A 20,045-nucleotide genomic window follows, 5' to 3' on the forward strand; every position below is an offset into this window, starting at 1 on the left:
CCTATCCGTGCCTCCTTCGGTCCATGAAGGCAAACGCCTTTCCCTGACAGCAAAGGCCAATAAAATTGAAGAGGATCAATCGGCGAGCGTGAGGATCAACGGCCCGTTGCGGGTGGCGACAAGCGTGTGCTCGAACTGGACGGTCAAGGCCTTCGGCGCGCTGTAGAGCGTCCACTTGTCCTCTCCGCCGCCATCTTCGGCGAAGTGGCCGCCAAGCGAAAGGAAAGGTTCGATGGTAAAGACCAGCCCTTCCTCCATGATCCGTTCCTCATCCGGGTCCGGCCAGGTGGAGAGCTCGGACGGCTCCTCGTGCAACGAGCGACCGATGCCGTGGCTCGCCAGATTCTGGATCAGCGTATAACGGTTCTTGGCGGCAAAGGCCCCGATGGACTCGCCGATCTTGGCCATCGGCTGCCCGGCCTTCACCTGGTTCAGCCCGATCCACAGCGCCCGCTTGCCGTCGCGCAGCAGCCGGGAGGTCTTGGCAGCAACCGGCGGCACGGCGAAGGAGGCACCCGTATCGGAAAAGAAGCCGTCCTTGACCGCGGAAACATCGATATTGACGAGGTCGCCCGCCGCGATCACCCGGTCGCCCGGAATGCCGTGGGCCACTTCCTCGTTCACGCTGATGCAGGTGGCGCCCGGAAACTGGTAGCAGAATTCCGGCGCGGACTCCGCTCCCTGGCTCTGAAGCACGCGGCGGCCGATGAGATCGAGTTCCCCGGTGGTCATGCCGGGACGCAGCGCCTCGCTCATGGTCTTCAGGGCCTCGGCGCAGATCCGCCCGATTGCCTTCAGCTTTTCGAGCTCCTCGTCGGTCTTTACGATCATGGCATGTCCTTCCGCCGTTCACTGCCGGCGGAACGCCTGCATCATTTCGGGGGGATTTGGTCTCTCAGGCCGTCTCCGTCAACGCCTTTCTGACGAGCGGCGCGACTTTCGTCCCGAAAAGCTCGATGCCCCGGAGGATGTCCCGATGCGGCATCGGGCCGATGGCCATCTGCAGCAGGAAACGGTCGTTCCTAAACAGGCGGTGGTGGGCGACGATCTTCTCGGCCATCGCTTCCGGATCGCCGATGAAATAGGCCCCGTGCGGCCCGCGCTGTGCATCATATTCCCGCCGCCCCGAGGGCCCCCAGCCACGCTCGCGGCCGATGCGGTTCATCACCTCCGTATGCGGACCGTAATAGATGTCGGCCGCCTCGTCGGACGTGTCGGCTACGAAGCCGTGGACGTTGATGGAGCATTTGAGCGTCGCCGGATCATGCCCGCCCTTCGCGCCCGCCTCGCGATAAAGGTCGAAGAGCGGCTGAAACCGTCGCGGCTCGCCGCCGATGATGGCAATCGCCAGCGGTATGCCGAGATAACCCGCCCGCGCCACCGATTGCGGCGTGCCGCCGACGGCAATCCAGACCGGCAGCTTCTCCTGCAAGGGTCGCGGATAGATACCGAGGCCATTGACCGGTGGCCGCGTCTCGCCCGACCAGGTGAGCTTCTCGCTCTCCCGGATCTTCAGCAGCATGTCGAGCTTCTCGGTAAAGAGCATGTCGTAATCGCCGAGATCATAGCCAAACAGCGGGAAGGATTCGATGAAGGAGCCGCGCCCCACCATCAGCTCCGCCCGTCCTTCGGACAGAAGATCTACGGTCGAATATTGCTGGAAAACGCGGATCGGATCGTCGGAGGAAAGCACGCTGACGGCACTTGTCAGGCGGATGCGCTTCGTGCGCGCGGCGGCGGCCGCAAGGATTACCGCCGGTGCGGAGGCGGCATAATCCGGCCGGTGATGTTCGCCGAGACCGAAGACGTCGAGCCCCACCTGATCGGCCAGCTCGATCTCCTCCAGAAGCTCCTTGAGGCGGCGCGCGCCCTCCGGCCCCTTGGCGATAGCGGGATCGGGATTGACGTCGGCAAAGGTGTAAAGGCCGAGTTCCATGGGCGGGGTCTCCGGTTGCGGACTGCAACCGACATAAGCAAGCCGGAGCATTTTGGCAAAGGCCGCGGGCTGAACGCAGCGTTCAGCCCGGCGGATAGTTCGGTCAGCCCTGGCTCAGCGTGCGCTTCACCGCCTGCTGCCAGCCCTTGATCTTCTGGCGGCGGACCTTCTCGTCCATGGCGGGCTTGAATTCGCGGTCCAGCGCCCACTTCTTTGCAAAACCCTTGCGGTCCGGCCAAAGGCCGGCACGGCAGGCGGCAAGCCAGGCGGCCCCGAGCGCCGTCGTTTCAAGGATTTTAGGCCGGTCGACAGGGGCATCGAGAATGTCGGAGAGGCGCTGCATGGTCCAGTCAGAGGCGACCATCCCGCCATCGACGCGCAGCACCGTTCCCTCGCCCTCGCTCTTCCAGTCCTTGCGCATGGCCTCCAGCAGGTCGCGCGTCTGGTAACAGACGGCCTCCAGTGCAGCCCGGGCAAATTCCGCCGGGCCGGTGTTGCGGGTCATTCCGAAGATCGCGCCGCGCGCATCGGGGTCCCAGTGGGGCGCACCGAGCCCGGTAAAGGCCGGCACCAGATAGACCTCCTGCGTCGGATCGGCCTTCTCGGCGAGATCGCCTGTCTCGGAGGCCTTGCCGATCACCTTCAGCCCGTCGCGGAGCCACTGCACGGCGGCACCGGCCACGAAGATCGAGCCTTCGAGCGCATAGGTCACCTCACCATCCAGACGGTAGGCGATGGTGGTCAGCAGGCGGTTGCGCGAGCGGGCCATGTCCTTGCCGGTGTTGAGCAGCGCAAAGCAGCCCGTGCCATAGGTGGATTTCATCATGCCCGGCTCGAAGCAGGCCTGGCCGATGGTCGCTGCCTGCTGATCACCGGCAACCCCGAGGATCGGGATTTCCGCATCGAACAGCGCCTTGTCCGTGACGCCGAAATCCGCCGAGCAGTCCTTGACCTCCGGCAGCATCTCACGCGGCACGCGGAGGATCTCGATCAGTTCCTCGTCCCATTCCTGGGTCGCAATGTTGAACATCAGCGTGCGCGAGGCATTGGTGGCGTCGGTCGCAAAGCTCTTGCCGCCCGTCAGCCGCCAGATCAGGAACGTATCGATGGTGCCGAAGCAGAGCTCGCCCTTGGCGGCGCGCGCCCGCGTGCCCTTCACGTTTGCGAGCATCCACGAGAGCTTCGTGCCGGAGAAATAGGGATCGAGCAGCAGCCCCGTCTTTTTCGTGAAGGTTTTTTCGAGCCCCTGGCCCTTCAGCTTCTCGCAATAGCCGGCGGTGCGGCGGTCCTGCCAGACGATGGCATTGTGGATCGGCTTGCCGCTGTCGCGCTCCCACACGACGACGGTCTCCCGCTGATTCGTGATGCCGATCGCGGCAATATCCATGGCGGCGATACCAGCCTTGCGAATCGCTTCCTTCACCGACCAGACCACGCTCTCCCAGATTTCCTCCGGATCATGCTCCACCCAGCCGGATTTGGGAAAGATTTGCGTGAATTCCTTCTGGCCAGACGCCACGGGTTTCATGTCCTGATCGAACAGGATCGCCCGGCTCGACGTGGTGCCCTGATCGATCGCCAGCACAAATTTCGCCATGGTCCTCCCCCCGGTGTTGCGAATGGCCGTTTATGTTCGGCTCACTCAACAAAGTGCAAAAACGAATGTCAAACGAAAATGAAACGAACATCGCCTTTCTCCGCCATCGCCGTTTGGCTGATTGTCAGGAAGGCCGCTTTGGTCATAGTTTCCGGAAAGCCGGGCGCGATGCAACAAGGCATCCGCCCTTGAGGATAGAGAGGGAGTGCATCCATGAAGAGAACGGCCGTCATCACCGGTTCGACCAGCGGCATCGGCCTTGCGATTGCCACGGCCCTTGCCCGGTCGGGGGCGGATGTGATGCTGAACGGCTTCGGCCCGGAGGCGGAAATTGCCGCCATCGTCGAGCGGCTGAAGGGCTTCGGCAACGGCGTCGCCTATCATCCCGCCGACATGACGAAACCGGACGAGATTGCTGATCTCGTGGCCACAGCCAACAGCACCTTCGGCAGCGTCGACGTGCTGGTGAACAATGCCGGCATCCAGCATGTGGAGAAGATCGAGGATTTCCCCGTCGAGAAGTGGGACCAGATCATCGCCATCAACCTCTCATCTTCCTTCCACACCATGCGCGCGGCCATTCCGCTGATGAAGGCGAAGGGCAAGGGCCGGATCATCAACATCGCCTCCGCGCACGGCCTCGTCGCCTCACCCTTCAAGGCGGCCTATGTGGCGGCCAAGCATGGCATCATGGGCCTCACCAAGACGGCGGCGCTGGAGCTTGCGGAATTCGGCATCACCGTCAATGCGATCTGCCCCGGCTATGTGCTGACGCCGCTGGTCGAAAAGCAGATCCCGGACACCGCCCGCACCCGGGGGATCACCGAGGCGCAGGTGAAATCCGACGTGATGCTGAAGTTTCAGCCGACCAAGGATTTCGTCTCGGTGGAAGAAGTGGCGGCCACCGCCCTTTTCCTCGCCTCCGACGAGGCCCGGCAGATCACCGGCACCCATATTTCCATCGACGGCGGCTGGACGGCGCAATAGCAAAATCCGGTTCGCTTCGCCCGAATTTGCCCTCTGCGGATCGCGCCCCGGCCGGCCGCAGAGGTTTTTTTTGACTTTTTGGTATAAAACGGCGCAAATCTGTCTCACACTCCGCCGTCGAAGCATAAGACAAAAAGACCTTCAGGGGACCAGATGACATCCACGATCCGCTTTCTGCTGAATGCCGAAGAGGTTACTCTTTCCGACATCGGACCGACAGAGACACTGCTCGACTATCTCCGGCTGCGCCGCCGCCTGACAGGCACGAAGGAAGGCTGTGCGGAGGGCGATTGCGGTGCCTGCACGGTGCTGATCGGGCGGCTTGTGGATGGCGCCCTCATCTATGAAAGCGTCAATGCCTGCATCCGCTTCATGGGCTCGCTGTCCGGCACCCATGTGGTGACGGTCGAGCATCTGGCCGCGGCAGACGGATCCCTGCATCCGGTCCAGCAGGCGCTGGTCGATCATCACGGCTCTCAGTGCGGCTTCTGCACGCCGGGCTTCGTCATGTCTCTCTACGGACTTTGGCTCGGCAGGGACAATCCGGGGCGTGAAGACGTGGAGCGGGCGCTGCAGGGCAATCTCTGTCGCTGCACGGGCTACGAGCCAATCGTGAAGGCGGCGCTCGAGGTCACCGCCGCCCGTCCGAGCGCGCTCTTCGATCCGCTCGAAAAGGCGCGGACGGAAATCATGGCCAAGCTCTGGGGTCTGCAGGTCACCGAGCGGATCGTGATCGAAAAGAATGGCAAGAGCCTCGTCGTGCCCCATTCGGTTGCCGATCTCGCCGATGTGCTCGCCACCCATCCGCAAGCCACCATCGTCGCCGGCTCCACCGATGTGGGGCTCTGGGTGACGAAACAGATGCGCGACATCAACCCGGTCGTCTTTATCAACCACCTCAGCGAATTGCAGTCCATGACCCTCGGCGATGGATATGTGCGCATCGGCGCGGGCGTGACCTACAGCCGCGCCATGGATGTGCTCGCTGCCCATATTCCCGGCATCGAACCGCTGATGTGGCGGCTCGGCGGGGAGCAGGTGCGCAACATGGGCACGATCGGCGGCAATATCGCCAACGGCTCGCCCATCGGAGACACGCCGCCGCCGCTGATTGCGCTCGGCGCCAGGCTGCACCTGAGATCCCGCGACGGGGGTGAACGCACCATAGCGCTGCAGGACTATTTCATCGCCTATGGCAAACAGGCCCGCGAGCCGGGCGAATTCGTCGAGGCCGTGACGGTGCCTTTCCCGGCAGACGATGCCCATTTTGCCGTCTACAAGATTTCCAAGCGCCGAGATGAGGATATTTCCGCCCTCTGCGGCGCTTTCCATCTGCGCCTGGGCGAGCAGGGCCGCGTGGAGCAGGCCGTGATTGCCTTCGGCGGCATGGCGGCCACCCCGAAGCGGGCAAGCGCCGTGGAAGCCGCGCTCACCGGCAAACCCTGGACGCTGGAAACGGTAGAGGCCGCCCGCGCGGCCTTCGATGCCGATTACCAGCCGCTCACCGACTGGCGCGCCACGGCGGAATACCGCCAGCTGACCGCGAAGAACCTGCTGACCCGCTTCTATCTGGAAACCACGGGCGAACCGCAGGAGTTGAAACGTTTTGCGGCAGGGGAGGCCTGAGCCATGGATACGAAAGCCGAAAACCCGACCGCGCTCGAAATCCGCGGGCCCATGCACCAGACGCTCCGCCATGACAGCGCCCACAAGCATGTGAGCGGCAGCGCCGAATATATCGACGACATGCCGGAACCGGCGGGCCTGCTGCATGGTGCGCTCGGCCTCTCCGACCGGGCGCATGCTGAAATCCTCTCCATGGATCTTTCCGCCGTCGCCGCCTATCCGGGCGTGGTCGCGGTCCTCACCGGCAAGGATGTGCCAGGCGAAAACGATGTGAGCCCCTCGGGCAAGCATGACGAACCGCTACTGGCCGACCGGCTGGTGCAGTTCCATGGCCAGCCCATGTTCGCCGTGATTGCCGAAACCCGCGACGCCGCCCGCCGTGCGGCGCGCCTTGCGCGGATCGACTATCGCGATCTGCCCTTCTGGACCGACATCGATGGCGCACTGGCGAATGGCGCCCCGGTCGTCACCGACGGCATGACGCTTGCGCGCGGCGATGCGAAGGCCGCGCTGGAAACAGCCCCGCGCCGCCTGAAGGGCGAGATGCGCATCGGCGGGCAGGAGCACTTCTACCTCGAAAGCCATATTGCACTGGCCATTCCGGGCGAGGACGAGGATGTGACCGTCTGGTCCTCCACCCAGCATCCCAGCGAGGTGCAGCACATGGTCGGCCATGTGCTCGGCATCGCCTCCAATGCGGTCACCGTCAACACCCGTCGCATGGGCGGCGGCTTCGGCGGCAAGGAAACGCAGGGCAACCAGTTTGCCGCGCTTGCCGCGCTGGCCGCCAAGAAGCTGAAGCGGGCCGTCAAGTTCCGCCCTGACCGGGACGAGGACATGACCGCTACCGGCAAGCGCCATGATTTCCTCGTTTCCTACGATGTCGGCTTCGATGACGACGGCCGCATCGAGGCGGTGGATGCCACCTATGCCGCGCGCTGCGGCTATTCGGCGGATCTGTCCGGCCCGGTCACCGACCGCGCGCTTTTCCATGCGGATTCCAGCTATTTCTATCCGCATGTCCACCTGACCTCGAAACCGCTCAAGACCCATACGGTCTCCAACACCGCCTTCCGGGGCTTTGGCGGCCCGCAGGGCATGGTGGGCGGCGAGCGCATCATCGAGGAAATCGCCTATGCACTCGGCAAGGACCCGCTGGATGTCCGCAAGGCCAATTTCTACGGACCGAAGGGCTCCGGCCGGGATGTGACGCCCTATCACCAGCAGGTGGAGGACAATATCATCGCCCGCGTGGTGGAGGAGCTGGAAGCCTCGTCCGATTATCGCGAACGCCGCCGGGCGATCCTCGATTTCAACAACCGGAACCGGGTGATCAAGAAGGGTATCGCGCTCACCCCCGTCAAGTTCGGCATTTCCTTCACCATGACCGCCTTCAACCAGGCGGGCGCGCTGGTCCATGTCTATTCGGATGGCTCGATCCACCTGAACCATGGCGGCACGGAAATGGGCCAGGGCCTCTATACCAAGGTGGCGCAGGTGCTGGCCGATGCCTTCCAGGTCGATATCGACCGGGTGAAGATCACCGCCACCACGACCGCCAAGGTGCCGAACACCTCGGCAACCGCCGCGTCCTCCGGCACGGATCTCAACGGTGCGGCGGCCTTCGATGCCGCGCGGCAGATCAAGGCGCGGCTGATCGCCTTTGCCGCCGAGCGCTGGAACGTGGCGCCGGAAACCATCCGCTTTGCCCCGAACCGCATCGAAATCGGCAACAAGGAGACGATCCCCTTCCCTGACTTCATCCGGCTTGCCTATTTCGCCCGGGTGCAGCTTTCTGCCGCCGGCTTCTACAAGACGCCGAAGATCCACTGGGATCGCGCCGCCGGTCGGGGCACGCCCTTCTATTACTTCGCCTATGGCGCCTCCGTCTCGGAAGTCTCCATCGATACGCTGACCGGGGAATACCTAGTCGACCGCGCCGATATCCTCCACGATGTGGGCAAGTCGCTGAACCCGGCCATCGATATCGGCCAGGTGGAAGGCGCCTTCGTGCAGGGCATGGGCTGGCTGACCACGGAAGAACTCTGGTGGGATAACAAGGGCCGGCTCAGAACCCATGCCCCCTCGACCTACAAGATCCCCCTCGCCTCCGACCGCCCGAAGATCTTCAACGTGCGTCTGGCGGAATGGTCGGAGAACACGGAAGCCACCATCGGCAAATCGAAAGCCGTCGGCGAACCGCCCTTCATGCTGGCGATCTCCGTGTTGGAAGCGCTTTCCATGGCCGTGGCAAGCACGGCGGATTACCGCCTCTGCCCGCGCCTCGATGCCCCGGCCACGCCCGAGCGCGTGCTGATGGCCATCGAACGGCTGAAATCGGAAAAAGGCTGAGGGCCAATGGCAACGGTGGGCGCGCCGGGCAGGGTCAGGGGGATGGCCGAGTTGGCTGCCTTCCTCGCCCTGCCGGGGGAGAAAATTCTGGTACGGCTGGCCCGCATCGAAGGCTCGGCCCCCCGCGAGGCGGGGGCCTATATGCTCGTCACCGAAAGCGCCCTTTTCGGCACGATCGGCGGCGGCTTTGCCGAATTCGATGCCATCGCCCATGCCCGCGCCATGATTTCGGGCGAGGAACGCGCCGGGGAAAAACAGATCGTTCTGGGACCGGATACGGGTCAGTGCTGCGGCGGGCGGCTGACCTTGTCCTTCGCACGGGTGACCGACGGCATTGCGGCCACGCTTCTTCAGCACGAGGAACAGGCACGCCATGCGGACCGCAGCGTGATGATCTTCGGCGCAGGGCATGTGGGCAAGGCACTGGTACAGGCCTTAGACCCCCTGCCCTTCCGCCTGCACATGGTTGAAACCCGCAAGGAAGAATTGGCGGGGCTCCCCCCCACGGTGCATGGCCATTGGCTCGCCATGCCGGAACAGGCCCTGAAGGCCCTGCCACCGCAGGCAGCCGTGCTGATCCTGACCCATGATCATGCGCTGGATTTTCTTGTCGCGCGCGAGGCCTTGATGCGCGACGATCTCGCCTATGTCGGCATGATCGGATCGGCCACCAAAAGGGCGACCTTTGCAGGCTTCTGGCGCAGGAATGGCGGCGCCGAAGACCGTCTTCAGAAGCTGACCATGCCAATTGGCGGAACGTCCGTGAAGGACAAGCGCCCCGCCGTGATTGCGGCATTGGTCGCCGCGGAACTGCTGGCTCTGCCCTGAGGGGCTAGCCCGTCAGGCCTGATCCGCGTCCTTGCCACCGAGCAGGCGAAGGACTTCGGCAGCACTATCGCCCACCGGCGGCAGCACCTGCCGGGCCGCCTCCAGATCGGCCCGGGTGGCGCGCTCGTCACCCTTGATTCCCAGAGCCTCGAACAGCTCGTTCATTTCGCCGGGGGCTTCCGCGCTGTCGAAGGCGGGCTCGATGACATCGCCGGCCGCCGCACGGTCCGCCTGCATCATGGTGAGAATATCCATGGCCTTGCCCATCAACTGCTGCAGGGATGGCGATGGATCATCGGCGGAGGCGCTGGCCTGCACGCGGGATTTCGGCACATCGGGAACCAAAGGCTCCGGCATCAGCGATTCAGCGGCTGTGTCCGGGCGGACCTGCAGCGTTTTCTGGATGTGGATCGATGAAGTTGGGGTCACGCTCGTCATGGCGGCTATCCGTTTTCTCGTGGCTCTGGGCGTCCTTTCATGGACGAAGCACTCAACTACGCTCACTCGATCTAACGCGCACCGGAGGATCATAACAATATGAGAATATCGCCAAATACAGGCAATTGACAGCCGCCTCGCGGGAAAAAATCGAAACCCGAATCGATCATCGCCTCAAGTCCCTTTTGATCGGACGCGGCGGCGTATCGAACACCTCCGGAGCCTACTAGGCTGCGCGCATCAGGTCAGCGCGAGCGATCGCCCGCTTGAGGGCGTCGATGCAAATCGGATCGTGCGACTTGCCCGCCTCCGCATCGAGGATTTCGAAAGCCTTTGCGACGGGCATGGCGGCCCGGTAGGGACGGTCGGCTGTTAGCGCGTCAAAAACATCCGCCGTCGAAATAATTCTTGTGTCCATGCAGATTTCATCGCCTGCGAGACCAGCGGGATAGCCGCGTCCATCCAGCCGCTCGTGATGAGCGCCTGCTATCTTCGCCACATCGGCGAACGCCGCGATGCGTTCGAGAATCTGTTCCGAGTAAGCGGCATGACTTCGCATGGCCTTCCACTCCTCGTCGTCGAGCTTGCCGTTCTTGTCCAGGATCATGTTGCTGACCCCGAGCTTGCCAATATCGTGGAGCAACGCCGCCCGCTTGATCTTGCGGCGGGCGTCAAAGCTGTAGCGAAGTTCTTCGGCGATCATGTCCGTGAAAAGCGCGACGCGTTCGCTGTGCCCTGAAGTGAACGGGCTCTTGGCGTCGATCACGCGTGCGAAGGCTGCAGCAATGTCGTCGAGATAGGCAGCATCGGCCAGGCGCTCCAACCTTGCGGGTTCGAGCGAGAGCACGGTCATCTCGAGTTCGACGTTCGGAGCCCTGAGAGTGTCCCAGAATCCAGGCTGATGCTCAACGGATAGGAAGGCATCAACGAGCACGGGATCAAACCAGTTGCCTCGACGCTTCTTTAGTTCTCTTATGGCTGCCGTGCGTCCGCCGCTGACGTAGAACACGTCTACGACCTGGCACATCAGCGCGATGCGGGCGAGCGGCGATATCGCACCGCCCGAGAGACCTTGGGGCTTTCCCCCGCCGTCGAAATGCTCGTCAAGATCAAGGATGCCTCGGGCAACGGTCTCGGGAAAATGCATTGCGCGCGCAATCTCCGCGCCGCGCTGGCATCGGGTCTCGATGAGCTCTCGGGAAATCGTGCCGCCATTCTGAAGAATGTTCAGGACGCCGCGAAAACGCTCCGCCAATCCCGACTTCAGGCCGGTATGGCTGAGGACGAAACCCAACACCTGGGATAGGCTGCTGTCAACGAGCTTAAAGTCCTTCTTGAAGGTCAGATCGTCCGCAAGATAAAGCTCGCAAATCCGCGCGGCGTTGGATGAACAACCGAGGTCTTTCAGGAGCAGCGTGTAATAGAGGTCGGCGAGGATGTCGGGGGCAAATCCGATATATTGCCCCACCTGCATACCCATCCAGCAGCAGCGGACACAGTGACCGGGAGGCTGCCCTTCTGTCATGTCAAGAGCATGACTGAGCGCTCCCATGATCTCGGCGACACGTATGGCTGGACTGGTCAAAGCGGATATCCTGTCAAAGTGGGCTGCGGCAGAATAGCGGAGCTCTGCTTTCATTTTCTTAATGGCGGAAGTCGAGCGGCCCGTGCACGAAATGATCTTTCCAAAGCATGTCCCGTCGCGGATCGACCGAGCCGCGCGTTGCGGCAGTTTTGGCGCTTTGCGGATTTGGTAAGCGGAACGGCTGCTTATTGGTGTTCAACCAAGCAGGCTCAACGACCGACATGAAGGCGCAAAACCGCCTTCATGTCGCATTTGGCCGCCAATGGCCGCTTCGGGGCCAAATGCGGAAATCATTTCGGCAAGGCGCTTTCCCTTTGGTGATGAGCGCCATTCGGCCGCGCAGCAAAAAGCAGGTGGCCCGCTGATCAGCTTCGCAAAGCGCCCTCCGGGTCGACCGATTTAATTATCAACTAAAACCATTTGCTTCCAAACATAAGAACGCTTAGCTCAGCGGCAGGATCTGCCGGAGGCATGGCGATGGACCCACTCAACCCTCTCTGGCCGCTGTCGGGCGGCGTGCTGATTGGCCTTTCGGCGGGCCTTTATCTTCTATTGGCCGGACGAATCGCAGGCATATCGGAACTGGCGGCCGGAGCAGCGGGGCTCGCCCGTCGTGGCTTTCGGCCGGAAGCGGCCGTTTTCGTGCTGGCCATGGTGGGCGGCGCGGGGCTGGCGGCGGTTTTCCTCAGAACACCCGACGTCGAACTGCCCGTATCCGGGCTACCCCTTGTCCTTGCCGGGCTGCTGGTCGGATATGGCGCGCGCCTGGGCTCGGGCTGCACGAGCGGCCATGGCGTTTGCGGCGTGGGCCGATTGTCGAAACGCTCCATCGTCTCCACCGCCGTTTTCATGTCGGTGGCGATGATCACCGTTTTTATCCTGCGGCATGTGTGAGGAGACCGGTATGCGATACTGGATTGCCGTAGCCTGCGGATTGCTGTTCGGCGCAGGCCTTGCGATTTCTGACATGACCAATCCCAGCCGTGTTCTGGCCTTTCTGGATCTGGCCGGAACCTGCGACCCGTCGGCGCTGTTCGTATTCGCGGGCGCCCTTCCCGTCTCGGGGCTGGCCTATTGGCTGGCTCGCCGCCGCGCTGCACCGTTTTTCGACGAGCGCTTTCACCTGCCCACCACCAACGCGATAGACGGCCGGTTGATCGCCGGCGCCGTGCTGTTCGGACTGGGTTGGGGCATTGCGGGCTTCTGCCCCGGCCCCGCCCTGACCGCGGTCATCAGCGGCCAGGGCGGTGTCTTCCTGTTCCTCGGCGCCATGTTTGCGGGGATGGCGGTTCATCGCTTGACCACCCGGGCCTGATCCCGATGCGGCTAACGCCGCAGGATATCATCGCGAAAATTCGGCCGCCCATCCTGGAATCCGAGATCCCGTCTTTGCCACTCGGGCATCTCGGCTTCGTCAAGGATGGTCAGGTCGGCAGCGGGAAGGGACCGATCGAAACGCCGGAAGAAATCGGCGAATTTCACAACGGCCCGCAGGGGAAGGACGGTCATCATCGCTAGGCTCCTTTTTCTATCCATGAAAGAAGGATACCGCCAGATAGGCCTGTATTTCCAATTGAAGCTTTTTGGTTATGCATTAAACTGCCTTATCCATGAGCACGCAAAAACCTTTACCTCTCACCGCGCTGAGAGCCTTCGAAGCCACCGCACGGCACCTCAGCTTTACACGGGCAGGTGAGGAGCTTGGCCTGACGCAGGCGGCGGTCAGCTACCAGATCAAGCTTCTGGAAGACATGCTGGGGCGGCCGCTCTTCGTTCGAAAGCCGCGGCAAATCTCTCTCACCCAGGCAGGGGAACGGTTGCTGCCAGACGTCTCGGAAGCGTTTGCAACGCTGCGAAAGGCGATGACCAGCTTCACGCGGGAAGAGGACAACACCATCGTGCTGACCTCCACGGCCACCTTCACCGCCCAATGGCTGACCCGGCACCTGGTTTCCTTCCACCAGCAGAACCCCGAGATGGCGCTGCAGCTTTTCTCCACGAACCGCATCTGCGACTTCGACAGCGACCCGGTGGATATTGCGATCCGCGTGGGAAAGGGAAACTGGCCAGGGCTGGAACTGCACAAGCTGTTCGAGACCTGTTTCACGCCCATGCTCTCGCCCCGGCTGCTGGAAAGCGCGGGCCCGATCAAGCACCCCCGCGACCTGCTGCGCCTGCCTATTCTCGACCCGGCGGATTCCTGGTGGCAGGACTGGTTCCTGCAGGCTGGGGTGGACGATCCGGATCTTGCGGGCCGACCCCAGAACCAGTTCGGCACCCAGGCCCTGGAAGCCAATGCAGCGATGGCCGGCCAGGGCGTGGCCATCCTCACACCCGGCTTTTACCGGGATGAAATCGCCGCCGGACTGCTGGTTATCCCCTTCCCCAGCCTCAGCACCGATGGCACCGCCCATTGGCTCGCCTATCCGAAAAACAGGGCGCGCTCCCGCAAGATCACCCTTTTCCGGGACTGGTTGCTGGCCGAACTCGGCGACAGCTTTCGCCTGGCCGCCGGCTGAGCCGCAAGATGCCCGATTAACCGCTCTTTTACCGGGCCCTGTTATTGTAAAATCTAAATTAGATATTCTTGTTTTTAGTTTTGGGAGGCAATCATGGTCGGCAGCATTTCCAGCCTATCGCTCGTATCGTCTTCGAATACGACAAGCACGTCGCAGCCCCGCAGCGAGTCCCTTGCTGCTCTCGAATCCCAGCTCACGGCCAAGAAGGCCGCATTCAGGGACGCGAAAACGGAAGAGGACAAGAACGCGATACACGCCGAAATCGGCGCGCTGGAAAAGCGGATCGAGGATCTGAAAACCAGGCAGGGCAAGAATGGCGGCGACAATACGGAGGTCATGACGGCTCCGGAAACCGCCGGGCCGGTTCCGGCCGATGAGCCGAGCTTCGATCCGGCTACGCCGTTCGGCAATCGCGTCCTGAATGTCTGAACAGGCGGGGAACAGCCGCTTGCGCACCCGCCGCTTCAAAAGCCCGCAGACGCGCCATCCCCATGATTTCGGCAAATTGCCCTTTCCTTCTTGGCAGAATTCTCGCAATTTGCGGGAAAAGACGCTGAGAGGGGCATGCCGATGTATGAATATGCGATCGCCTGGGAATGGCTGGCCTTTGCCGTACGCTGGCTGCATGTGGTGACCGCCATTGCCTGGATCGGCTCGTCGTTCTACTTCATCGCCCTCGATCTCGGGCTGGTAAAGCGCGATCATCTGCCCGTCGGCGCCTATGGCGAGGAATGGCAGGTGCATGGCGGCGGCTTCTACCACATCCAGAAATATCTGGTCGCCCCCGCCCAGATGCCGGAGCACCTGACCTGGTTCAAGTGGGAAAGCTACATGACCTGGCTCTCCGGCTTCGCCATGCTGGCGGTGGTCTATTATGGCGGCGCGGATCTTTTCCTCATCGACCGGCATGTGCTGGATCTCACCCAGTGGCAGGCCATTGCACTCTCCATGGCCTCGCTCGCGGTCGGCTGGATCATCTATGACCAGCTCTGCAAGTCGCCCCTCGGCAAGAACATCTGGGGCCTGATGGCCGTGCTCTACGTGGCGCTCGTCGCCATGGCCTGGGGCTATACGCAGATCTTTACCGGCCGCGCGGCCTTCCTGCATCTCGGCGCCTTTACCGCGACGATCATGTCGGCCAACGTGTTCTTCATCATCATCCCGAACCAGAAGATCGTCGTGGCGGATCTGATCGCGGGTCGCACGCCGGATCCGAAATATGGCGTGATCGCCAAGCAGCGCTCGCTGCACAACAACTACCTGACGCTGCCCGTCATCTTCTTCATGCTGTCGAACCACTATCCGCTGGCCTTTGCCACGCAGTTCAACTGGGTGATTGCAGCACTCGTCTTCTTGATGGGCGTGACCATCCGCCACTGGTTCAACACCACCCATGCCCGCAAGGGTCGCCCCACCTGGACCTGGATCGTCACGCTCTTGATCTTCATCCTCATCATGTGGCTGTCGACCGTGCCGAAAGCGCTCACGGGTGAGGAGGAGAATGCGGCGGCAGCGCCTGCCTTCCAGCGTTTTGCGACGAACCAGCATTTCGGCGCCGTCGTCGAAACCGTCTCGGCCCGCTGTTCCATGTGCCATGCGGCGGAACCGGTCTGGGAAGGGCTCGCCCGTCCGCCGAAGCAGGTGAAGCTGGAAAATGAAGCAGAAATTGCCTCCCATGCCCGCGAAATCTACCTGCAGGCCGGCCGCAGCCATGCCATGCCACCGGGCAACGTCACCGATCTCACTCCCGAAGAGCGCAAGCTGATCGTCGCCTGGTATGAAACGGCGGTAACGGGAGCGAAAACCCAATGACGGCACTCCTCATCCGCGGACGGCTTTTGTCCTTCAAGCGCGCACCGCTTTCCCGCGACGATGCGGAAAGCTATACCTATGAGCCAGACGGCGCCGTGCTTGTGGTCGATGGCGAGATCCGCGCCTCCGGCAGCTATGGCGAAGTTCTGGAAGAAGCAGACGACGGCGTGCCGGAAGTGGATCACCGTCCGCATCTGATCCTGCCCGGTTTCATCGATACGCACCTGCATTTCCCGCAGATGCAGGTGATCGGCTCCTATGCCGCCAACCTGCTCGAATGGCTGAACACCTACACCTTCATCGAGGAACAGCGCTTTGCCGATCCCGCCCATGCGGCCCGGATCGGCGTGCATTTCTTCGATGAAATGGTCCGCCACGGCACGACGACGGCGGTCGCCTATTGCTCGGTGCACAAGGCCTCCGCCGATGCCTTCTTCGCCGAGAGCCTGAAGCGCAACATGCGCATGATCGCCGGCAAGGTCATGATGGACCGCAATGCGCCGGAAGCGCTCCGCGACACCGCGCAATCCGGCTATGACGACACCAAGCAGGTCATCGCCGACTGGCACGGCAAGGGCCGCAACCACGTCGCCATCACCCCACGCTTCGCCATCACCTCGACGCCGGAACAGATGGAAGCCGCCGGCGCGCTGGCCCGCGAATATCCCGATCTCCATATCCAGACCCATCTTTCCGAAAACCGCGAAGAGATCGAGTTCACCTGCTCGCTCTACCCGGAAGCCAAGGATTACACCGATATTTATGACCGCTACGGTCTTCTGGGGAAGAAGAGCCTTTTCGGCCACTGCATCCATCTCTCCGACCGCGAGGCGGATGTGATGAGCGAGAGCGGCTCGGTCGCCGTCCACTGCCCGACGTCGAACCTTTTCCTCGGCTCCGGCCTCTTCCCGCTTCGCAAGCTCACGCAGCGCGCAAAGCCGGTGCGCGTCGCTTTCGCGACCGATATCGGCGGCGGCACCAGCTATTCCATGCTGCGCACGCTGGACGAAGCCTACAAGATCCAGCAATTGCTGGGCGAACGGCTGAACCCGTTCGAAAGCTTCTATTTCGCCACCCTCGGCAATGCGGAAGCCCTCTCGCTCTCGGACCGGATCGGCACGCTCGAGCCCGGCACGGATGCGGACCTCGTCGTCCTCAACGCCGCCGCAACGCCAGCCATGGCGCTGAAGATGGAAGCCGTGACCACGCTTTCCGAAGAACTCTTCCTTCTCCAGACGCTGGGAGACGACCGTTCCGTGGTGGAGACCTATGTGGCGGGGAAGGCCTCGCTCTCACCGATAAGAGACAAGGCGATCACAAAATAATAAATTTATAATGTTCTAATTTGACATCGCATGTGATATCGCACTATCCATGATAGTGGTCGATTCAAATGTGATGGTTTCTGCTCTCCGTTCATCGCGCGGTGCATCCCACCTCGTGCTGCGCGACATGCTGAGTGGAACATTGTCCTTCGCACTTTCACCGGCCATCATGCTGGAATACGAGGCCGTCCTGAAGCGGCCTGAACTGAAGGAATATCTGGGCTGGATCACGCCGGGCGAAATCGAGCAGGTGCTTGACGCCCTGTGCAAGACAGCCAGCCTGGTTTTGCCCTGGTTCCGGTTCAGACCTTTCCTCGATGATCCGAAGGACGACATCTATATCGAATGTGCGCTGGCAGCAGGTGCAACGCACATCATCAGCAACGACCGACACTTTCAACATCCTGCAGTCAGTAGGTTTGGCCTTTCGGTCATGACTGCCGGAGAACTGGTCGCAGACATCAGGAGACGTTGCCAATGAGCACCTATCCCCTCCGCATCGCGGATCACATCATGGAAGAGGCCCGACGCGCAGCGGCGGAAGACAATGTTTCACTGAACCAGCTCTTCGCGACCTTCATCGCCGAAGGCATCGGCCACCGCAGGGCAATTCTGTCGCTCAAGGCGCGCGCAGAGCGAGCGGATACGGAAGCGGCGCTCGGAATTCTGAACCGCGCACCTGCCATTCCCCCGGCACCGGGTGATTCGATTATCGAATAGGAAGATCCGGTCTCAGCTCCCGCGATAGGTCGAGTACCCATAGGGCGAGAGCAGCAGCGGCACGTGGTAATGCGCCATCGTATCGGATATGCCGAAGCGGATGGGGATCACATCGAGGAAGGCGGGACTGGTGAGCGGCGTGCCGAGCCGGCGCAGATAATCGCCCGCCCGGAAGACCAGCTCGTATTCGCCCACCACGAATGTATCGCCGATCAGGATCGGGCCGCCATCCACGCGCCCGTCGGCATTGGTGGTGACGCTGTGGATCTTCTCGCGCGTGTCACCCGTCAGCCGGTAGAGATCGATCTGAAGCCCTTCAGCCGGTTTGCCGAGCGCGGTGTCGAGCACATGGGTGGTAAGGCCGGTCATGGCTGGGGCTCCTCGATGCTGTAGGCCTGTTCGAAAAAATACTCTTCGAGATTGTTGCCCGGTCCCTCGCGGTCGGCAATCAGGAAGTCGCAGACCGCGCCGAGCGCCATCAGCGGGTGGTGCCAAACATTGCGGTGATAGTTCACGCCCTGATGCGCACCGGCGAGAAAGACGCGGGGGCGACCCGGTCGACCGCCCTCATCCGGCGAAACCACCACCAGATAGGGCCGGCCGGAGAGCGGCGAAAAGCTCTGGCTGCCGAGCGGATGCCGCTCCATCATGTCGAGCTTGTAGGGGAAGGCACGCGGCTGGCCCCGGAAGATGTTGAGGATGACGCTTGCCCCCTCGCCCACCACATCCGGCCGAGCGAGCGCATGATGGCGCTCCGTCGTGCCACCATTGATCATCCGCACGCTGTCGGCGCGGCATTCGATGACATCGCCGAAAGGCGCGAAGGCTTCGCGGGTAAGCGGTTCGATCGCAAGGATATCGGCCATCATGCCTCCGGCAACAGGGCGTCGAGCCGCAGCCGGACGATCCGCTCCACCTGCGCACAGGCGGTGGCAAACTCTTCTTCCGGAGAATTCCCCACCCGCTTTTCGAAGGCGGCGAGAATGTCATGCCGGTTCAGCCCCTTCACCGCTATGATGAAGGGAAAGCCGAAGCGGGCCTGATAGGCATCGTTGAGTTCGGTAAAGCGGCGATGTTCCTCCGGCGTCAGCAGGTCGAGGCCGGCCCCCGCCTGCTCCTTCTTGGAATCCTCGGTCAGCTCCCCGGCAATCGCCAGCCGCCCGGCCAGATCGGGGTGGGCGCGGAGAACGCCGAGGCGCTCCGCATGGCTTGCCGAACGCAGCGCCTCGACCAGCGCCGCATGGACGCCCGGAGCGGTCAGCGGCTCGCTGATCTGTCCGGCATCGAAGGCGCGCTCGGCGATGAAGGGGGAGTGCTCGACGATCCCGCCGAAGCGTTCTACGAAGTCCGCGCGGCTCACCATCACAGCGTCTCCGGCTTGTGGTGGGCGTGCCAGTGGCGGGCAATGTCGACGCGGCGGGGGATCCACACTTTCTCATGGCTCTGGATATAATCGATGAAGCGACGCAGCCCCTGGATGCGCCCCGGACGCCCGACGAGACGGCAATGCAGTCCGATGGACATCATCTTCGGCTTGCCCTCGATACCCTCCTGGTAGAGCGCATCGAAACTGTCCTTCAGATAATCCTCGAAATGGGCGCCCGTGTTGAAGCCCTGCGGCGTTGCAAAGCGCATGTCATTGGCATCGAGCGTATAGGGAATGATCAGATGCGGCCTGTCCGGGGTCTTGCCCTTGATCCAGTAGGGCAGATCATCCGCATAGCTGTCGGAGGAATAGAGAAGCCCGCCATCTTCCATGGCCAGCCGCTCCGAATGCATGGAGGCGCGGCCCGTATACCAGCCGAGCGGGCGCTCGCCCGTCACCTCTTCATGGATCTTCATGGCGAGGTCGAAATGTTCCTTTTCCGCCTCGTAGGTATAGTCCTTGTAGTCGATCCATTTGTAGCCATGCGAGGCGATTTCCCAGCCCGCTTCCTTCATGCCGGCAACCGCATCCGGGCTGCGGGCAATGGCCGTCGCCACCGCATAGACGGTGGCCGGGATCTGCTTTTCCTGAAACAGCCGCCACAGCCGCCAGAAGCCGGCACGGGAGCCATATTCATAGATGGATTCCATGTTGAAATGGCGCTGGTCGGGCCAGGGCTGCGCACCGACGATTTCCGAAAGGAAGGCTTCCGATGCCGCATCGCCGTGCAGGATATTGTTCTCGCCGCCCTCTTCGTAATTCACCACGAACTGCACGGCCACGCGGGCGCCATCCGGCCATTTCGCGTCGGGCATATCCTTGCCATAGCCGCGCATGTCGCGGGGATAATTCGAAAAATCCATGAAAAGCCCCATTAGAGTTGTTTGCCTGACG

At 62.3% G+C, this 20,045-nt stretch carries 22 protein-coding genes; 12 read left to right on the forward strand and 10 right to left on the reverse strand.

From position 1 onward, the window contains the following. Window positions 1-75 precede the first annotated feature (75 nt). The 3 genes from map to glpK all read right to left on the reverse strand — a co-directional run bounded on the left by map (window position 76) and on the right by glpK (window position 3,533). On the reverse strand, window positions 76-831 hold the full coding sequence (map, locus tag ACT54B_RS02940) for a type I methionyl aminopeptidase (RefSeq protein WP_476042753.1): 756 nt from the start codon (window positions 829-831) through the stop codon (window positions 76-78). 64 nt (window positions 832-895) lie between these two features. Beyond that, window positions 896-1,936 carry an LLM class flavin-dependent oxidoreductase gene (locus ACT54B_RS02945; protein WP_476042754.1) on the reverse strand — a complete coding sequence of 347 codons (1,041 nt, stop codon included), beginning with the start codon at window positions 1,934-1,936 and terminating at the stop codon, window positions 896-898. A 103-nt stretch (window positions 1,937-2,039) separates the two neighbouring features. Beyond that, a complete protein-coding gene (gene glpK / locus ACT54B_RS02950; protein ID WP_476042755.1) occupies window positions 2,040-3,533 on the reverse strand; it encodes a glycerol kinase GlpK in 1,494 nt (497 codons plus the stop codon). A gap of 213 nt (window positions 3,534-3,746) precedes the next feature. Here glpK and ACT54B_RS02955 point away from each other — a divergent pair, with 213 nt between their 5' ends. The 4 genes from ACT54B_RS02955 to xdhC all read left to right on the forward strand — a co-directional run bounded on the left by ACT54B_RS02955 (window position 3,747) and on the right by xdhC (window position 9,326). Next, window positions 3,747-4,520, forward strand: a complete 774-nt coding sequence (locus tag ACT54B_RS02955; RefSeq protein ID WP_476042756.1) for a 3-hydroxybutyrate dehydrogenase — start codon at window positions 3,747-3,749, stop codon at window positions 4,518-4,520. A gap of 153 nt (window positions 4,521-4,673) precedes the next feature. After that, window positions 4,674-6,146, forward strand: a complete 1,473-nt coding sequence (gene xdhA / locus ACT54B_RS02960; RefSeq protein ID WP_476042757.1) for a xanthine dehydrogenase small subunit — start codon at window positions 4,674-4,676, stop codon at window positions 6,144-6,146. Window positions 6,147-6,149: 3 nt separating this feature from the next. Continuing rightward, complete coding sequence (xdhB, locus tag ACT54B_RS02965; RefSeq protein WP_476042758.1) at window positions 6,150-8,498, forward strand: xanthine dehydrogenase molybdopterin binding subunit; 2,349 nt, start codon at window positions 6,150-6,152, stop codon at window positions 8,496-8,498. Window positions 8,499-8,540: 42 nt separating this feature from the next. Continuing rightward, window positions 8,541-9,326, forward strand: coding sequence for a xanthine dehydrogenase accessory protein XdhC (gene xdhC, locus ACT54B_RS02970; RefSeq protein ID WP_476042760.1), 786 nt, complete (start codon window positions 8,541-8,543; stop codon window positions 9,324-9,326). Between the two features lie 12 nt (window positions 9,327-9,338). Here the strand turns inward: xdhC and ACT54B_RS02975 are convergent, their stop codons facing one another. Then, the gene (locus ACT54B_RS02975) at window positions 9,339-9,764 is read right to left on the reverse strand and encodes a hypothetical protein (RefSeq protein WP_476042762.1); all 426 of its coding nucleotides are present in this window, start codon (window positions 9,762-9,764) and stop codon (window positions 9,339-9,341) included. 226 nt (window positions 9,765-9,990) lie between these two features. Continuing rightward, window positions 9,991-11,316 carry an HD domain-containing phosphohydrolase gene (locus ACT54B_RS02980; RefSeq protein ID WP_476043482.1) on the reverse strand — a complete coding sequence of 442 codons (1,326 nt, stop codon included), beginning with the start codon at window positions 11,314-11,316 and terminating at the stop codon, window positions 9,991-9,993. A 510-nt stretch (window positions 11,317-11,826) separates the two neighbouring features. On the opposite strand from ACT54B_RS02980, the gene ACT54B_RS02985 reads away from it, so the two are divergent. Then, complete coding sequence (locus ACT54B_RS02985) at window positions 11,827-12,243, forward strand: YeeE/YedE family protein (RefSeq protein ID WP_476043484.1); 417 nt, start codon at window positions 11,827-11,829, stop codon at window positions 12,241-12,243. A gap of 10 nt (window positions 12,244-12,253) precedes the next feature. Next, window positions 12,254-12,664, forward strand: coding sequence for a DUF6691 family protein (locus tag ACT54B_RS02990; protein WP_476042763.1), 411 nt, complete (start codon window positions 12,254-12,256; stop codon window positions 12,662-12,664). Between the two features lie 11 nt (window positions 12,665-12,675). Here the strand turns inward: ACT54B_RS02990 and ACT54B_RS02995 are convergent, their stop codons facing one another. Then, a complete protein-coding gene (locus ACT54B_RS02995) occupies window positions 12,676-12,861 on the reverse strand; it encodes a hypothetical protein (protein ID WP_476042764.1) in 186 nt (61 codons plus the stop codon). A 98-nt stretch (window positions 12,862-12,959) separates the two neighbouring features. Between ACT54B_RS02995 and ACT54B_RS03000 the strand changes: the two genes are divergently transcribed. The 6 genes from ACT54B_RS03000 (at window position 12,960) to ACT54B_RS03025 (ending at window position 17,725) form a co-directional block, all read left to right on the forward strand. Then, on the forward strand, window positions 12,960-13,868 hold the full coding sequence (locus tag ACT54B_RS03000) for a LysR substrate-binding domain-containing protein (protein ID WP_476042765.1): 909 nt from the start codon (window positions 12,960-12,962) through the stop codon (window positions 13,866-13,868). Between the two features lie 93 nt (window positions 13,869-13,961). Beyond that, entirely contained in the window at window positions 13,962-14,297 is a 336-nt protein-coding gene (locus ACT54B_RS03005; protein WP_476042766.1) for a hypothetical protein, read from the forward strand. 141 nt (window positions 14,298-14,438) lie between these two features. Further along, a complete protein-coding gene (gene puuD / locus ACT54B_RS03010; RefSeq protein WP_476043486.1) occupies window positions 14,439-15,680 on the forward strand; it encodes a urate hydroxylase PuuD in 1,242 nt (413 codons plus the stop codon). Then, window positions 15,677-17,005 carry a guanine deaminase gene (gene guaD, locus ACT54B_RS03015; RefSeq protein ID WP_476042767.1) on the forward strand — a complete coding sequence of 443 codons (1,329 nt, stop codon included), beginning with the start codon at window positions 15,677-15,679 and terminating at the stop codon, window positions 17,003-17,005. The genes puuD and guaD overlap by 4 nt, the downstream gene beginning before the upstream one ends. A gap of 49 nt (window positions 17,006-17,054) precedes the next feature. Continuing rightward, window positions 17,055-17,486 carry a putative toxin-antitoxin system toxin component, PIN family gene (locus ACT54B_RS03020; protein WP_476042768.1) on the forward strand — a complete coding sequence of 144 codons (432 nt, stop codon included), beginning with the start codon at window positions 17,055-17,057 and terminating at the stop codon, window positions 17,484-17,486. After that, window positions 17,483-17,725: a hypothetical protein gene (locus tag ACT54B_RS03025; protein ID WP_476042769.1), complete on the forward strand. Its 243-nt coding sequence runs from the start codon at window positions 17,483-17,485 to the stop codon at window positions 17,723-17,725. Before ACT54B_RS03020 ends, ACT54B_RS03025 begins: the two co-directional genes overlap by 4 nt. A gap of 12 nt (window positions 17,726-17,737) precedes the next feature. Here ACT54B_RS03025 and uraH read toward each other — a convergent pair whose 3' ends face one another. The 4 genes from uraH to puuE are packed head-to-tail and all read right to left on the reverse strand — an operon-like array spanning window position 17,738 to window position 20,014. Beyond that, window positions 17,738-18,094: a hydroxyisourate hydrolase gene (gene uraH, locus ACT54B_RS03030; protein ID WP_476042770.1), complete on the reverse strand. Its 357-nt coding sequence runs from the start codon at window positions 18,092-18,094 to the stop codon at window positions 17,738-17,740. Beyond that, the gene (locus ACT54B_RS03035; protein ID WP_476042771.1) at window positions 18,091-18,591 is read right to left on the reverse strand and encodes an ureidoglycolate lyase; all 501 of its coding nucleotides are present in this window, start codon (window positions 18,589-18,591) and stop codon (window positions 18,091-18,093) included. Before ACT54B_RS03035 ends, uraH begins: the two co-directional genes overlap by 4 nt. Beyond that, entirely contained in the window at window positions 18,591-19,088 is a 498-nt protein-coding gene (gene uraD, locus ACT54B_RS03040; RefSeq protein WP_476042772.1) for a 2-oxo-4-hydroxy-4-carboxy-5-ureidoimidazoline decarboxylase, read from the reverse strand. Before uraD ends, ACT54B_RS03035 begins: the two co-directional genes overlap by 1 nt. Continuing rightward, window positions 19,088-20,014 carry an allantoinase PuuE gene (puuE, locus tag ACT54B_RS03045; protein ID WP_476042774.1) on the reverse strand — a complete coding sequence of 309 codons (927 nt, stop codon included), beginning with the start codon at window positions 20,012-20,014 and terminating at the stop codon, window positions 19,088-19,090. The genes uraD and puuE overlap by 1 nt, the downstream gene beginning before the upstream one ends. Window positions 20,015-20,045: the final 31 nt, after the last annotated feature.

The sequence above is a fragment of the Gellertiella sp. DMC107 genome (assembly GCF_056313605.1).

Coding starts and splice junctions, on each gene's coding strand:
- uraD (WP_476042772.1), bottom strand. CDS start 19,088: ATGGTGAGCCGCGCGGACTTCGTAGAACGCTTCGGCGGGATCGTCGAG.
- puuE (WP_476042774.1), bottom strand. CDS start 20,014: ATGGATTTTTCGAATTATCCCCGCGACATGCGCGGCTATGGCAAGGAT.
- xdhB (WP_476042758.1), top strand. CDS start 6,150: ATGGATACGAAAGCCGAAAACCCGACCGCGCTCGAAATCCGCGGGCCC.
- ACT54B_RS03000 (WP_476042765.1), top strand. CDS start 12,960: ATGAGCACGCAAAAACCTTTACCTCTCACCGCGCTGAGAGCCTTCGAA.
- uraH (WP_476042770.1), bottom strand. CDS start 18,094: ATGACCGGCCTTACCACCCATGTGCTCGACACCGCGCTCGGCAAACCG.
- puuD (WP_476043486.1), top strand. CDS start 14,439: ATGTATGAATATGCGATCGCCTGGGAATGGCTGGCCTTTGCCGTACGC.
- ACT54B_RS03020 (WP_476042768.1), top strand. CDS start 17,055: ATGATAGTGGTCGATTCAAATGTGATGGTTTCTGCTCTCCGTTCATCG.
- ACT54B_RS02985 (WP_476043484.1), top strand. CDS start 11,827: ATGGACCCACTCAACCCTCTCTGGCCGCTGTCGGGCGGCGTGCTGATT.
- xdhA (WP_476042757.1), top strand. CDS start 4,674: ATGACATCCACGATCCGCTTTCTGCTGAATGCCGAAGAGGTTACTCTT.
- ACT54B_RS03005 (WP_476042766.1), top strand. CDS start 13,962: ATGGTCGGCAGCATTTCCAGCCTATCGCTCGTATCGTCTTCGAATACG.
- ACT54B_RS02945 (WP_476042754.1), bottom strand. CDS start 1,936: ATGGAACTCGGCCTTTACACCTTTGCCGACGTCAATCCCGATCCCGCT.
- ACT54B_RS02995 (WP_476042764.1), bottom strand. CDS start 12,861: ATGATGACCGTCCTTCCCCTGCGGGCCGTTGTGAAATTCGCCGATTTC.
- ACT54B_RS03035 (WP_476042771.1), bottom strand. CDS start 18,591: ATGGCCGATATCCTTGCGATCGAACCGCTTACCCGCGAAGCCTTCGCG.
- glpK (WP_476042755.1), bottom strand. CDS start 3,533: ATGGCGAAATTTGTGCTGGCGATCGATCAGGGCACCACGTCGAGCCGG.
- map (WP_476042753.1), bottom strand. CDS start 831: ATGATCGTAAAGACCGACGAGGAGCTCGAAAAGCTGAAGGCAATCGGG.
- ACT54B_RS02980 (WP_476043482.1), bottom strand. CDS start 11,316: ATGGGAGCGCTCAGTCATGCTCTTGACATGACAGAAGGGCAGCCTCCC.
- ACT54B_RS02955 (WP_476042756.1), top strand. CDS start 3,747: ATGAAGAGAACGGCCGTCATCACCGGTTCGACCAGCGGCATCGGCCTT.
- ACT54B_RS02990 (WP_476042763.1), top strand. CDS start 12,254: ATGCGATACTGGATTGCCGTAGCCTGCGGATTGCTGTTCGGCGCAGGC.
- ACT54B_RS03025 (WP_476042769.1), top strand. CDS start 17,483: ATGAGCACCTATCCCCTCCGCATCGCGGATCACATCATGGAAGAGGCC.
- xdhC (WP_476042760.1), top strand. CDS start 8,541: ATGGCCGAGTTGGCTGCCTTCCTCGCCCTGCCGGGGGAGAAAATTCTG.
- ACT54B_RS02975 (WP_476042762.1), bottom strand. CDS start 9,764: ATGACGAGCGTGACCCCAACTTCATCGATCCACATCCAGAAAACGCTG.
- guaD (WP_476042767.1), top strand. CDS start 15,677: ATGACGGCACTCCTCATCCGCGGACGGCTTTTGTCCTTCAAGCGCGCA.